The following is a 13345-nucleotide window of genomic DNA, read 5'->3' on the forward strand; positions in this document are numbered from 1 at the left end:
GTCAGCCGCGGTCGAGCGCGCGGTCGGTGAGGGAGCCCGCGCAGCCGGTGTACCGGGAGGGGTCGGTCAGTTCGCCCAGGTCGAGGCCGGCGAGTTCGGGCTCCTCGTCGAGCACGTCGGCGAGCACGTCGGCCAGGTCCGTGGTCTCCGCGCGGGCCCGGTCGGCGGCGCCGAGCAGGACTTCCTCGGCGCGTCTGCGGCCGATCCGTTCGGCGAACACGGCGGCCAGCCGCTCCGAGACGATCAGCCCGTCGGTGAGCTGGAGGTTCTCCCGCATGGCGTACGGGACGACGCGCAGTGCGCCGGTGAGTTCGGCGGCGTGGTGCGCGGCCCCGCCCACCAGCCGCAGCAGTTCGCGCAGCGGCTCCCACTCGGCGTGCCAGGCCCCGGCCGGCCGCTCGTCCTCGGCGGCGAGCGAGCCGTACAGCGTCGCCGCCAGTCCCGGGGCGCGACGGGCGGCCGCCGCGATCAGCGTGGCGTGCACCGGTTCGGCCCGGTGCGTCATGACGGACGGATCGTCGCCCTGTCCCTCGGTTACCTCACCGATCTCGGTACGGGACAGAACGAGCACATCGGCCGCCATCTTCCCGAGCGCACCGGCCGTGAACGCGAGGGCGCCCGCCAGATCGGCGATCGGGGTGCGCAGGGTGTGCCACGGCAACAGCGGTTCGGCGAGACCGAGTTCACCCGCGTACGCCTGGACCAGGGGCAGCCCGGGGTCGATCCCGTCCACGTCCTCGGCGGGCGCGTACGCCTCGAAGGCGGCCAACGTTCCTGCTGCGCCGCCGAGCTGTACGGGCAGCGACTCCCGTACGGCCGAGAGCCGGTCCCTCGCGTCGAGGATCAGTGACCGCCACCCCGCCGCCTTGAGCCCGAAGGTGGTCGGCGCGGTGTGCTGGGCGAACGTCCGGCCGGCCATCGGGGTGTTGCGGTGCGCGACGGCGAGCCGCGCCACCGCGTCCGCGCTCCGTGCCAGGTCGTCGAGGAGCGGGGCCAGGGTCCGCGCGGCGACGAGCATGGCGGCCGTGTCGAGGATGTCCTGGCCGGTCGCGCCCCGGTGCACATACGGCCGGACGTCCGGCTCCACCGCGGCGGCGAGGGTCATGGCCAGCGGGCCGACCGGATCGCCGCCCGCTCGTGCGCGCAGCGCCAGGTCCCGTACGTCGAAGCGGCCCGCGTCGGCCGCCGCCGAGGTCACCGCCCGGCCCGCCTCGGCGGGAGCGAGCCCGCACGCGGCCTGGGCGCGGGTGAGCGCCGCCTCGGCGTCGAGCATCGCCTGCAGAAGGGCGCTGTCGCCGGTGGCCGTCTCGGCGGGGGAGCCGGCGCGCCCGGGGGCGAGCAGTCCGGCGTCGCTCTCGTGCATCGGCTGAACTCCAGGGAACCCCGGGGCCACTCGGCCCTAGCCTTCGCTGCCGGTCCGGTGGATGCCGAACACCGCGCCCTGCGGGTCCCGGACGACCGCGATCCGCAGGCCGTCCGGGATGTCCGTCGGAGGCATCAGCAGTTCGCCGCCGGCCCCCTGCGCCGTGGCGGCCGTCGCGTCGACATCCGTCACGGCGAAGTACGGCAGCCAGTTCGGCGGCGCCTCCGGCGGGAACCTGTCGTCCATGATCAGCATCCCGCCGAAGTCGTCACCGGCCACGCCCCACTGGGTGTACCGCTCGGACGCGGCGTTCACCGTCCACCCGAGGACCGCGGGATAGAAAGCGAGCGCCGGGTCGGCCTCACGGGTGACGAGCTCCACCCAGCCGAGTGCGCCGGGGTCGTTCAGCCGCTCGGCACCGGCGAAGGCGCGCTTCTGCCACAGCGAGAACACCGCGCCGGACGGATCGGTGACGACCGCGAACCTGCCCTGGTCGAACACGTCCATCGGGCCGACCAGCAGGGAGCCGCCCGCCGACTTCACCTGCTCGACCGTGGCGTCCGTGTCCTCGGTGGCGAACGAGACCGTCCAGGCGGTCGGCTGACCCGGCTGGTAGATCGGGCTCAGCGCGGCCACCCGTGCGTCGCCGAGGTGCGCCATGGTGTAGCCGCCCGCCTCCTCGCGCGGATCGGTCTCGGCGCGCCAGCCGAAGAGGGCCGTGTAGAACGACTTGGCGGCCGGGATGTCGGAGGTGCTCAGCTCGATCCAGCAGGGGCCGCCGGTCACCGGTTCGGTGAGCTTCATTCGGGTTCCTCCGTGAGACGCCGACACAGGGATACGTGCGCGCGTTCGAACCTGTCCGTCCTTGCGCAGTCGAAACGCTATGACCTCGTGCCCGGTGCGGCCATCGGGGAGGAATGTTTTACGGGTGTAATACCTGTTAAAGTATTTGGGTGAGCGATACAACTACCTGGTCCCGGCAGCCCTCCGTCCGCAGACTCCCGCTGGCGTCCCCGCTGCGTCTCGCCCGGCCCTCGGACATGTGGTTCAAACCGGCACTGAGCGTGGTCGTCGCCACTGCCGTACCCGATCTGCTGCTCCTCGCCGTCGACCGGCTCGACCTCGTGATGTACACGATGGCCGGTTCGCTCTGTGCGCTGTACGGCCACAACCTGCCGTACGCCCGCCGTGCCAGGGCCGTCGCCGGAGTCGTCGTGGCCATGGTCATCGGCATGGCGATATCCCTGGTCGCGGCCTCTCTCACCGGGGCCACCGCTGTGCTGATCGCGGTCGGGGCCCTGCTCGCCGCCGGGCAGAAGACGCTCTGCGACGCCACCCGCATCGGACCGCCCGGACCGGTGATCTTCACCTTCGTCACCTCCGCCGCGCTCTTCGCCCCACAGCGTCTCGGCCAGGTGCCCGGCCATCTCGCGCTGACCCTGGCAGCGGGCGCGATCGCCTGGCTGGTCACGGCCGGCCCCGCACTCCTGCGCCGGGAGGGCCCGGAGCGCCGGGCGACGGCGCGCGCCCTCGACGCCGCCGCGGCGTACCTCGCCCGCCCCGGCCACCGCACCCGGCACGCCGCGGCCGCCGCCGTGCACGGGGCCTGGCAGACCCTGCTCGCCGCCGGACGCCCCACGCCCGCACGCCGGGCTCTCGAACGCCTCGTGGTCCATGCCGAAGCCGCCCTGGCCGGAGGCGCCCCCGGCGCCTCCCCGCTCGCACCCGACCCCGACCGGCTCCGGACCTGGGCCCGGCAGATCCGCGCCCGCGGCCCCGTCCCCACCCCGCCGGCCGCCCCCGGCACGTCCGAGGAACTGTCCGGCATCGCCGCCGAACGGGCCGCCCGGCACGGTGGCGGCCGCCGCGACGCCCGCCGCGCCCTGCTGCGCAGCCTCGCCCCGGGCTCCCCGCTGCTGCCCATCGGCGCCCGCGCGCTCGTCGGCTGCGCCCTGGCCGGATACGTCTCCCAGGCGGTCGGCGTCGGACGTCCCTACTGGGCGATCGTCACCGCCGCCTCCCTGTACCAGGCGAACGTGACGCTGTCCTGGAACCGGGCCCTCCAGCGCACCCTCGGCAATCTGCTCGGTGTCCTCGTCTTCGCCGCCGTCCTCCCGGTCAGCCGCACCGGACCGCTGGCCCTCATCGGCTTCTGTCTGTTCTTCGGCTTCGCGGCCGAGGCCCTGATCACCCGCAACTACTGGCTCGGCTCCGTCGCCGTCACCCCGATGGCCCTGCTGGTCCTGGAATTCGCCGGCACCCACCCGGCGGGTGAACTCATCGGCGACCGGGTGCTGGACACCGTCATCGGCGCCGCCGCGGGCCTGCTCGCCGCCATGCTGGTGACCAACCGCCGGGCCGCCGGGCGCCTGGAGAAGGCCCTGGCCGCCACCGACCTGGCCCGCGCCCACGCCGTACGCACACTGGCCGCCCCGCAGGCCACACTTGCCGCGCTCGACGCCGCCCACCGCGGGCTGACCGGATCGCTCGTCGAACTGCGCGAGGCGGACGACACCGCGGCGGGCGAGTGGTGGCAGCGCGCCCTGCCCCAGGAGCAGGTCCTCGCCGCCGAGCAGGCCGGACACCGTACGCTCGCCGCTACAGCAACACGGCGGGGGTCGATCGCCCACGCCCCGGAGAACGGAGCGGTGTGACCGACGACATCGTCGCCTCGGTGGTACGGCAGTGGCAGGCCGTCAACCCGGAACTGGACACCGGACCGATGGAACTCATCGGCCGCATCAACCGCTGCGCGGCCCTGCTCCAGCAGGCGGAGGACGCCCCGCTGCGCGCCGCCGGGCTGACCCGCGCCGAGTTCGACCTGCTCGGTGCCGTACGCCGTACCGACCGCGAACTCACCCCCGGTGAACTGGCCAGGGAGACCTTCTCGTCCGGCGCCGCGGTCACCAAGCGCCTGCGGATCCTCCAGGAGCGCGGTCTCGTCGACCGCCGCGGCGACGACCGCGACCGCCGCGTCAACCACATCCGCCTCACCGGGCAGGGCCGCGAGCTGGTGGACATGCTGCTGCCCCGGCAGCTCGCGTACGAACGCGCGGTGCTCTCCGGCCTCGACGAACAGTCCCGTACTCGGCTCAGCGCCCAGCTCAGCGAGTTGCTGGTGCAGCTGGAGGGACGGATCGGCGGCGGCCGGCGCTGAACCGGGCCAGGTGTGCGGGCCCTGCCGGCAGCGCGCGGGAAAATGCCGCGCGGACGCCGGTGCGCCACTGCTAGCGTCCACCGCATGAAGCGCGCTGCCATGACGACGACGCCGGAGAGTGTCCCGGCGCGCTGACAGCTGTGCAGTGAGAAGCCCCGGGGCGAGTGCCCCGGGGCTTCGCCTTGCGGTCACCCGCCCGACGACCGCGAGGAGACCACCGTGCACGACCACCGAAAGCTCGGCCGCGAGCTGGACCTGTTCGACACCGACCCGCTGATCGGCGCGGGACTGCCCTACTGGCTGCCCGACGGCGCCGCCGTGCGCCACACCCTGGAGGAGTACATCCGCACCGCCGAACAGCGGGCGGGCTACCGGCACGTGTACTCGCCGGTGCTCGGCAAGCGGGAGCTGTACGAGATCTCCGGGCACTGGTCGCACTACAGCGACGACATGTTCCCGCCGATGGACCTGGGCGGGGAGCAGATGGTGCTGCGACCCAGCCTGTGTCCGCACCACGCGGTCATCTACCGCTCCCGCTCGCACAGCTACCGCGAACTGCCGCTGCGCATGGCCGAGCTGGGCGGCATGTACCGCTCCGAACTCTCCGGAGTGCTCGGCGGACTGACCCGGGTGCGCTCCATCCAGCTGAACGACGCGCACATCTTCTGCACCCCGGACCAGGTGGCCGAGGAGGCGCGGGCCGCGCTGGAACTGATCGGCGGGGCGTACCGCGCCCTGGGCATCAGCGCGGCCCGCTACCGGCTCTCCCTCCCGGGAGCGGGCGGCAAGTACGTCGACGACCCCGTGATGTGGCAGCGGTCCACCGCTCTGCTGGCCGAGGTCCTCGAACGCTCGGGAGTGCCCTACGAGGCGGTCGAGGGCGAGGCCGCGTTCTACGGCCCCAAGATCGATGTCCAGGTCGTCGACGGCGCGGGCCGGGAGTCCACCCTGTCCACCGTCCAGATCGACTTCCACCAGCCGGTCCGGTTCGCACTGCACTACATCGGCGCCGACGGCGCGAAACACCGGCCCGTCATGGTCCACCGCAGCATCATCGGCAGTGTGGAGCGGGCCGTCGCCCATCTGATCGAGGCACATGGCGGGGCCCTTCCCGCCTGGCTCGCCCCCGTCCAGCTGGCGATCCTCCCGGTCTCGGGGGCCGAACTGCCGGAGGCCGAGGTGCTCGCCCGGCAGTGTGCCGGCCTGGGGCTGCGGGCCGAGATCGCCGGACCGGAACGCGGCACCCTGGGAGCCCGTATCCGGGAGGCCCGCCTGGCGCCCGGCCAGGCGGTCATCGGGGCCAGGGAAGCGGCCGAGGGGCACGTGGCCCTGCGCCTGCGCGACGGAACCCGCCTCGATCCGCGGCCCGCGGACGAGGTTCTCGCCCGGATCGCCGCGCTGGTGGACGCGCACAGCATCGAACTCCGGTCGTAGGGCCGACGGATGCGGCGGCGGCCCGCCCGGCGCGGCGGTCCGCTGCCGCCTCCCGCACCGCGGGGGACGGTCAGTCCGCGCTCAACAGTGCGGCGGACAGGCGCAGTTCCCCGGCCCGGCGGGCGAGAGCCGCGTCGTCGCCGCGGTCGGCGGGCGCCGAGGCCATCAGGGCGAGCCGGTCGCGCCAGCTCGAACCCGCCAGTGGCACGGCCACCGTGTGCATGCCCCGGACCGACTCCCCCCGGCTGACCGCGAATCCGCGGGAGCGGACCTCTGCCAGCTCGGCGAGCAGCGCGGAGCGCGAGGCGGGGGCGGCCGGCGTGGCCACGGGCAGCTCCTCGTGCGGGTAGAGGGCGCAGACCTGTTCCGGCGCCATCCGGGAGAGCAGCATCTTGCCGCCCGACGTGGCGTGGGCCGGGTGCGTACCGCCGACTCCGGGCATCACCCGCACCGGATGCGGCGACTCGCGGCCGTCGGTGACGATGATCCGGTCGCCGATCAGCGCCGTGCTCTGCACCGTCTCGCCGGTGCGGCGCAGCGCGTCCTCCAGTACCGCTCCCAGCCGTTCGCGGACGGCCGTGCCGAATCCCGCCGGGCGGCCGAGCCGGACCAGCTCCGGACCGGCCGAGTAACCGCGGCCGGAGAAGTCCCGGATCGCGAAACCGCGTCCCTCCAGGGTGCTGAGCACCCGGTGCGCGGTGGACCGGCCCACGGAGAGCAGCCCGGCGGCCTCGGAGACGGTGAGCATGTCATGGGTGAGGAAGAGCCGCATCAGCCGCAGCCCGGTGTCCAGCGATTCGATGGTGCAGCCACGGCCGGGCCCCGGGAGGTGTCCCTTCCCCTCCGGCTCCGACGTCAGTTCGGTGACCGGGCCGTCCACCCGCCGATGCGACATGAATGTGCTCCTTTCGATCCGGTTCGATCACATGTACGTCTGTCCCGCGATGCGGGACGCGATGGAGTGGCAGACCAGGGCGGATCGCGCCACCTTCGCCTTAACCACCGTACGAGATGGGCGGGTTGACCCGACCGGATGCCATGACGGACTCGGAAACCGTCCCGTTCTCCGGTACGGATGACTCGATGTCTCGCCGGACCACCCCGAACATCACTCCCTGTGTGCGCCTGACGGCGGTGCGTGCAAAAACTCGTGAGTGTATTACCGCTGGAGCGCTCGCGCAGGGGGTTGGGTGAATGTGCCGAAGCACTGATTCGATCTGACTAAGCTCACGCGCAGTGAAGTCGAGTTGATATGAATTCGAGCGCTTGTTCCCGACTGCCCTGCAAGTGTGCATACCTCCCGAATCAACCGCCAGAGGTCCTAGATGGTTCGTGTTGAATCACCGCCGATCGACCGAGAAGTCCGCGTCGCTCGTGCCGTGTTGCTGCCCGTGCTCCTGATGGGCGGCGCCACCGCCGCCGCGGTGGCACTGGTTTCCGCGGCCGCGCGCATACCAGTCGTATGGTGCGGCGCCGTCGCCACCGTCGCGGTCGTCGTGCTGAGCGTCCAACTCGCCCGCCGGGCGCGCGACCTGCGCAGCCAGCGCGCGGTGTACGAACGGCGCTTCGCCGAGCTGGAGCGGCGCATCGCCACCCACGACGACGAGACCGTGCGGATCAGCAAGGAGCTCCTGCCGGCCGCCATCCACCGGCTGCGCGTGGGCAATTCGCCCGAAGAGGTGCTCCGCGACGTCGTCGACGCGGACGAGCTGTACCGCGACCTCCCCGACGCCCAGCGCACCCTCGTCTACACGGTGCTGAACATCATCGACAACGAAGAGGCGATGCGTGACTCCGCGCAGCGCGCCTTCGTCAACGTCGCCCGGCGCGTCCAGGCGATCGTCCACCGTCAGGCGAGCGAACTGCGCGAGATGGAGGAGCACCACGGGCGCAACCCCGACGTCTTCGACGACCTGCTCCGCATCGACCACGGCACCGCGCTGATCGGCCGCCTCGCCGACTCCATCGCGGTACTCGGCGGTGCCCGGCCCAGCCGTCAGTGGCCCAAGCCCGTACCGCTGTTCAGCGTGTTGCGCGGTGCCATGTCGCGGATCCTGGAATACCCCCGCGTCGATCTGCACTCGATCGCCAAGGTCGCCATCATCGGCACCGCCGTCGAACCGCTCATCCACGCCTGCGCCGAACTCCTCGACAACGCCACCCGCTACTCGCCCCCGCAGACCCGGGTGCACGTCACCGCCGTCGAGGTGCAGACCGGCATCGCCATCGAGATCGAGGACGGCGGCGTCTCGCTCAGCGAGGAGGCCCGCTCGCGGGCCGAGAACATGCTCGCCAGGGCCCAGGCCGGCTCCAACATGAACGACCTCGGCGAGTCCCCGCGCCTCGGCATGGCCGTCGTCGGCCGGCTCTCGCGGATGTACGACCTCCAGGTCTCGCTGCGGCAGTCCGCGTACGGCGGTGTCCGCGCCGTGCTCATCGTGCCCCGCGCCATGATCACCACCGGGCCCGCTCCCGGGATCGCGCACGGCATCGGTGCCACGTCGAGGCCCACCAGCGACATCGACCAGGAGGCCATGAAGCACGTCGTGCCGGCCCGCCGCAAGCCGCGTACCCCAGTGGCCCAGCGACCCGCCACCGGACCGGTCGCGCCCGTCACCCGGCCGGTCGTTCCCGCGGCCGCCATGGAGGAAGACGTCCCCGTGGTGACCGAGTGGACCGCGGGTGGGCTCCCGCAGCGCCGCAGCCGCGGCCGGGCGCCCCTGGGCTCGCACAACCTCCCGGCCCAGCCCGTCGACCCCGCCGCAGGACAGCGCAACGGCTACACCAACGGCCACACAAACGGCCACGCGAACGGCCACACCAACGGTCACGGACCCGGCGGCAAGGAGCAGCCCCCCGGACTCTGGCTGGAGGCCTTCACCAACGCGGTCAACGGCGTGCCGCAGGACCCGACGACCGACGAAGACTCTGACGATGCGTGGGACAAGGGAGACCTGAAGTGATCCAGCAGCGGGGAAACATGGACTGGATGCTCAAGGAACTGGCCGACGACGTACCGGACATCCACCAGATCGTGGTGCTCTCCGCCGACGGTCTGCGCATCGCCCGGCACGGCGGCGACCCCGATGTCGCCGACCGCCTCGCGGCGGCCTGCGCCGGGCTGCAGAGCCTGGCCGCCGCGGTCGCCTCCGAAATCCCGTACAGCGACGGCGTGATGCGACTGGTCGTCATCGAAGTCACCGGCGGATTCTTCTACCTGATGGCGGCCGGAACGGGCGCGTACCTCGCGGTCCTCGCCGGCGAGACGGTCGACGCGGGACTCGTCGGATCGCGGATGCGCGACATGGTCGTCAGGATCGGTGCCCACCTGACGAGTCCGCCGCGCCATGACGGGCAGGCCGGATGAACTCTCCCCGAAGAGAACGCCGAAAGGCCGATCCGGCTCTGAGCGATCCGGAACGGCTCTATGTGATCACCGGCGATCCCGACGGCAGCGAGCGGGCACAGCTCGACCTGGTCACGATGATCGTCGCGCAGGCACAGCCGACGCCGACGGTCCAGCCCGAGCAGGCCGTGATCCTGCGGCTGTGCCAGGCGCCGTTATCCGTCGCCGAGATCTCGGCGTACCTCAGTCTGCCCTTCAGCGTGGTGACCTCGCTCCTCACCGAGCTCCTCGCTGCCGGACTCATCGAATCGCGCGCACCCATCGTCCGCGCCACTCTCCCGGACAGGTCCCTTCTCGAAGCGGTGATGCATGGACTTCAGAAGCTCTGACACGATCACCGGCCCCCGGCGCGAGGACGTCCTTCCCACCACGGCGACAGCCGCGGTGAAGGTCGTGATCGTCGGCGGGTTCGGGGTCGGCAAGACGACCATGGTCGGTTCCGTCAGCGAGATCCGGCCGCTGACCACCGAGGAGACCATGACCCAGGCCGGTGTCGGTGTGGACGACAACTACGGGGTGGAGAGCAAGACCGCCACCACGGTCGCCATGGACTTCGGCCGGATCTCCATCAGCGAGGAACTGATCCTCTACCTGTTCGGCACCCCGGGCCAGGAACGGTTCTGGTTCCTGTGGAACGGCCTGTTCGAGGGTGCCCTCGGCGCGGTGGTCCTCATCGACACCCGGCGTCTCGAAGTCAGCTTCGACGTCATCGGGAGACTGGAGGAGCGCGGCGTGCCGTTCGTCGTCGCCATCAACACCTTCCCCGACGCCCCGAAACACCCCGTCGAGGCGCTGCGGAGCGCCCTGGACCTCCCCGAGGAGGTCCCGATGATCGACTGCGACGCCCGACTGCGCGGCTCCAGCCGCGACGTGCTGATGACCCTGATGCGCTATCTGCACAGTCTGGCCCTCCCGCTCGCCTGACCGCAGTACCAGAACCCCCCGCGCGCATCCCCATCAGTCCGGTACTTGGAAGCCTGATCCCTGGAGCGATCGTGACAACCCCATTCCACTACGAGCCCGGAGCGGCCCAGGGGCCGGTTCCGCCCCCCGGATGCCCGGCCCACGGCCTCGGCATCGGCCCCGGCGGGCTGCGCCGGTTCTACGGCCCGGAGGCCGAGCGGGACCCCCACGGGCTCTATGACAAGCTGCGAGCCGAACACGGCACCGTGGCCCCCGTGCTGCTTCACGGGGACGTGCCCGCCTGGCTGGTCCTCGGGCACAGCGAGAACCTGCACATGACCCGTACGCCCTCGCAGTTCTCCCGCGACTCCCGGCGGTGGCGGGCCCTGCAGGACGGCAGCGTCGCCCCGGACCACCCGCTGGCCCCGATCTTCACCTGGCAGCCGATGTGCGTGTTCGCCGACGGCGCCACCCACGAGCGCCTGCGCGGCGCCGTCACCGACAGCATGGGCCGGATCGACACCCGCGGCGTCCGCCGCCACGTCAACCGCTACAGCAACCGGCTCGTCAACGAGTTCTGCCAGCAGGGGCGCGTCGACCTGGTCAGCCAGTTCGCCGAGCGGCTGCCGATGATGGTGATGTGCGCGATCATCGGCATGCCCGAGGAGTACAACGATCGGATGGTCCAGGCCGCCCGCGACATGACCCGCGGCACGGCGACCGCGGTCGCCAGCAACGCCTATGTGCTCGACGCGCTGACCCGGCTCGTCCAGCGCCGCCGGCGCGAACCCGCGGACGACTTCGCCACCTGGCTCGTCGAACACCCCGCCGGGCTGAACGACCAGGAGGTCAGCGAGCACCTCCGGCTGATCCTCATCGCCTCCTACGAGGCGACCGCCAACCTGATCGCCAACGTCCTGCGCATGGTGCTCACCGACCCGCGCTTCCGGGCCAGGCTCAGCGGCGGGCACATGACGGTGCCCGAGGCGGTCGAGCAGACACTGTGGGACGAGCCGCCGTTCACCGCGGTCTTCGGCCGCTGGGCGGTCGGGGACACCGAGCTCGGCGGCAAGCAGATCAAGGCCGGCGACGCGCTGATCGTCGGCATCGCACCGGCCAACACCGACCCGGTGGTCCGGCCCGATCTGACCGCCGACATGGCGGGCAACCGCGCCCACCTCGCGTTCAGCGGCGGCCCCCACGAATGCCCCGGCCAGGACATCGGGCGCGCCATCGCGGACGTCGGCGTCGACGCCCTGCTGATGCGACTGCCGGACCTCGAACTCGCCGTCGAGGAGAGCGAGCTGAGCTGGATCGGGAACATCATGGGCCGGCACCTGGTGGAGCTCCCGGCGGACTTCGCCACGCGCGCCCCGCAGGACGACAAGGAGCCGCCGTCCATGGGGAGGCCCAACCCGCCGCGCGAGGACTGGGAGGTGCAGTCGACCGTCCGGCACACCGCACCCACGCCCGGGCGCGCCCCGGCCACGGCCGCGACAGCCACCGCTGTCGAGGAGCCGGAGGGCGCGGCCTTCGCCCCGGCCGCCGTCGGACGGATCCCGCAGCAGCGCGGCGAGTCCGCGCCGACGCGGCTGTGGCGGGCCGTTTCGCGCTGGTGGAGCGGCGGCTGATCCGAGCCGCTCCGGGGCCGTGTCCATGAAGTCCCGCCTGCCCCGCGGGCAGACGGCGCTCCTTCGCGGACACGGCCCCGGGCCGTACCATCCACAAGCGTGAAGCTGACAATTCTGGGCGGCGGCGGATTCCGGGTTCCACTCGTGTACGGGGCGCTGCTCGCCGACCATGCCGAAGGCCGCGTAACGGCGGTCACCCTCTACGACACCGACGCCGACCGGCTGACCGCCGTGGCCCGGGTGCTCGGTGAACAGGCCGTCGGCGTACCCGACGCGCCGGCCGTCACCGCCACCACCGACCTCGACGAAGCACTGCGCGGCTCCGACTTCGTGTTCTCGGCGATCCGGGTCGGCGGACTCGAAGGCCGGGCGGCCGACGAACGGGTCGCCCTCGACGAAGGCGTACTCGGCCAGGAGACGGTCGGCGCCGGCGGCATCGCGTACGGCCTGCGCACCGTGCCGGTCGCCGTCGACCTCGCACAGCGCATCGCCAGACTCGCCCCCGAGGCCTGGGTCATCAACTTCACCAACCCGGCCGGTCTGGTCACCGAGGCCATGTCCCGTCACCTGGGCGACCGGGTCATCGGCATCTGCGACTCGCCGGTGGGCCTCGGCCGCCGCATCGCCCGGGTGCTCGGTGCCGACCCCGACCGGGCCCGGATCGACTACATCGGGCTCAACCACCTGGGCTGGGTACGTGGACTGTACGTCGACGGCCGGGACGAACTTCCCGGGCTGCTCGCGGACCCGGAACTCCTCGGCTCCTTCGAGGAGGGCAGGCTCTTCGGCACCGACTGGCTGCGGTCGCTGGGCGCCGTCCCCAACGAATACCTGCACTACTACTACTTCAACCGGGAAGCGGTACGCGCCTACCAGGACGCCGAGCAGACCCGCGGCGCCTTCCTCCGCGAGCAGCAGGAGGGTTTCTACGCCCGGATGAAGGACCCCGCCACCCCCGCCCTGTCCGCCTGGGACCGCACCCGCGCCGAGCGCGAGGCCACCTACATGTCGGAGAACAGGGAGGTCGCCGGGGTCGGCGAGCGGGACGAGAGCGATCTGGAGTCCGGCGGCTACGAGCAGGTGGCGCTCGCCCTCATGCGGGCCGTCGCCCGCAACGAACGGACCTCGCTCATCCTCGACGTCCGCAACCGCACCACGCTCTCGGTGCTCGACGCGGACGCCGTGATCGAGGTGCCGTGCATGGTCGACGCCAACGGCGCCCGTCCCGTCGCCGCCGACCCGCTCCCGTACCACGCCGTCGGGCTGGTCACCGCGGTCAAGGCCGTCGAGCGCGCGGTGCTGGACGCGGCGGAGAGCGGGTCCCGGGCCGCTGCCGTGAAGGCCTTCGCGCTGCACCCGCTGGTCGACTCGGTGACCGTGGCCGGCCGCCTCGTCGACGGATACATCAAGGTCCATCCCGGCCTCGCCTACCTCAACCGGCCCTGACGCCC

12 protein-coding genes are annotated in these 13345 nt (G+C 72.2%); 9 read left to right on the top strand and 3 right to left on the bottom strand.

Annotated elements, in window-relative coordinates; translation table 11 throughout:
* Nucleotide 1: 1 nt before the first annotated feature.
* Both pcaB and ACWCPY_RS16865 read right to left on the bottom strand, forming a co-directional pair.
* On the bottom strand, nucleotides 2-1363 hold the full coding sequence (gene pcaB / locus ACWCPY_RS16860) for a 3-carboxy-cis,cis-muconate cycloisomerase (protein WP_451265600.1): 1362 nt from the start codon (nucleotides 1361-1363) through the stop codon (nucleotides 2-4).
* 36 nt (nucleotides 1364-1399) lie between these two features.
* The gene (locus tag ACWCPY_RS16865; protein ID WP_451265602.1) at nucleotides 1400-2167 is read right to left on the bottom strand and encodes a VOC family protein; all 768 of its coding nucleotides are present in this window, start codon (nucleotides 2165-2167) and stop codon (nucleotides 1400-1402) included.
* Between the two features lie 236 nt (nucleotides 2168-2403).
* Here ACWCPY_RS16865 and ACWCPY_RS16870 point away from each other — a divergent pair, with 236 nt between their 5' ends.
* The 3 genes from ACWCPY_RS16870 (at nucleotide 2404) to thrS (ending at nucleotide 5954) form a co-directional block, all read left to right on the top strand.
* On the top strand, nucleotides 2404-4017 hold the full coding sequence (locus ACWCPY_RS16870; RefSeq protein WP_451265821.1) for an FUSC family protein: 1614 nt from the start codon (nucleotides 2404-2406) through the stop codon (nucleotides 4015-4017).
* The gene (locus ACWCPY_RS16875; RefSeq protein WP_451265604.1) at nucleotides 4014-4520 is read left to right on the top strand and encodes a MarR family winged helix-turn-helix transcriptional regulator; all 507 of its coding nucleotides are present in this window, start codon (nucleotides 4014-4016) and stop codon (nucleotides 4518-4520) included. Before ACWCPY_RS16870 ends, ACWCPY_RS16875 begins: the two co-directional genes overlap by 4 nt.
* Nucleotides 4521-4739: 219 nt before the next feature.
* Nucleotides 4740-5954: a threonine--tRNA ligase gene (gene thrS / locus ACWCPY_RS16880; protein ID WP_451265606.1), complete on the top strand. Its 1215-nt coding sequence runs from the start codon at nucleotides 4740-4742 to the stop codon at nucleotides 5952-5954.
* Between the two features lie 70 nt (nucleotides 5955-6024).
* On the opposite strand, the gene ACWCPY_RS16885 is transcribed toward thrS, so the two are convergent.
* A complete protein-coding gene (locus tag ACWCPY_RS16885; protein WP_451265608.1) occupies nucleotides 6025-6849 on the bottom strand; it encodes an IclR family transcriptional regulator in 825 nt (274 codons plus the stop codon).
* Nucleotides 6850-7279: 430 nt separating this feature from the next.
* On the opposite strand from ACWCPY_RS16885, the gene ACWCPY_RS16890 reads away from it, so the two are divergent.
* The 6 genes from ACWCPY_RS16890 (at nucleotide 7280) to ACWCPY_RS16915 (ending at nucleotide 13340) form a co-directional block, all read left to right on the top strand.
* The gene (locus ACWCPY_RS16890; RefSeq protein ID WP_451265610.1) at nucleotides 7280-8917 is read left to right on the top strand and encodes a sensor histidine kinase; all 1638 of its coding nucleotides are present in this window, start codon (nucleotides 7280-7282) and stop codon (nucleotides 8915-8917) included.
* Nucleotides 8914-9321 (top strand): roadblock/LC7 domain-containing protein, encoded by a 408-nt coding sequence (locus tag ACWCPY_RS16895; RefSeq protein WP_072485038.1) that lies wholly within the window; start codon nucleotides 8914-8916, stop codon nucleotides 9319-9321. Before ACWCPY_RS16890 ends, ACWCPY_RS16895 begins: the two co-directional genes overlap by 4 nt.
* A complete protein-coding gene (locus tag ACWCPY_RS16900; protein ID WP_451265612.1) occupies nucleotides 9318-9689 on the top strand; it encodes a DUF742 domain-containing protein in 372 nt (123 codons plus the stop codon). The genes ACWCPY_RS16895 and ACWCPY_RS16900 overlap by 4 nt, the downstream gene beginning before the upstream one ends.
* Nucleotides 9670-10284 (top strand): GTP-binding protein, encoded by a 615-nt coding sequence (locus ACWCPY_RS16905; protein WP_072485036.1) that lies wholly within the window; start codon nucleotides 9670-9672, stop codon nucleotides 10282-10284. Before ACWCPY_RS16900 ends, ACWCPY_RS16905 begins: the two co-directional genes overlap by 20 nt.
* Before the next feature lie 71 nt (nucleotides 10285-10355).
* A complete protein-coding gene (locus ACWCPY_RS16910) occupies nucleotides 10356-11894 on the top strand; it encodes a cytochrome P450 (RefSeq protein ID WP_451265614.1) in 1539 nt (512 codons plus the stop codon).
* A 99-nt stretch (nucleotides 11895-11993) separates the two neighbouring features.
* Nucleotides 11994-13340: a 6-phospho-beta-glucosidase gene (locus tag ACWCPY_RS16915; protein ID WP_451265616.1), complete on the top strand. Its 1347-nt coding sequence runs from the start codon at nucleotides 11994-11996 to the stop codon at nucleotides 13338-13340.
* Nucleotides 13341-13345: the final 5 nt, after the last annotated feature.

Source organism: Streptomyces sp. NPDC002403, assembly GCF_053593015.1.

Coding starts and splice junctions, on each gene's coding strand:
- ACWCPY_RS16870 (WP_451265821.1), top strand. CDS start 2,404: ATGTGGTTCAAACCGGCACTGAGCGTGGTCGTCGCCACTGCCGTACCC.
- ACWCPY_RS16905 (WP_072485036.1), top strand. CDS start 9,670: ATGGACTTCAGAAGCTCTGACACGATCACCGGCCCCCGGCGCGAGGAC.
- ACWCPY_RS16900 (WP_451265612.1), top strand. CDS start 9,318: ATGAACTCTCCCCGAAGAGAACGCCGAAAGGCCGATCCGGCTCTGAGC.
- ACWCPY_RS16865 (WP_451265602.1), bottom strand. CDS start 2,167: ATGAAGCTCACCGAACCGGTGACCGGCGGCCCCTGCTGGATCGAGCTG.
- ACWCPY_RS16885 (WP_451265608.1), bottom strand. CDS start 6,849: ATGTCGCATCGGCGGGTGGACGGCCCGGTCACCGAACTGACGTCGGAG.
- ACWCPY_RS16890 (WP_451265610.1), top strand. CDS start 7,280: ATGGTTCGTGTTGAATCACCGCCGATCGACCGAGAAGTCCGCGTCGCT.
- pcaB (WP_451265600.1), bottom strand. CDS start 1,363: ATGCACGAGAGCGACGCCGGACTGCTCGCCCCCGGGCGCGCCGGCTCC.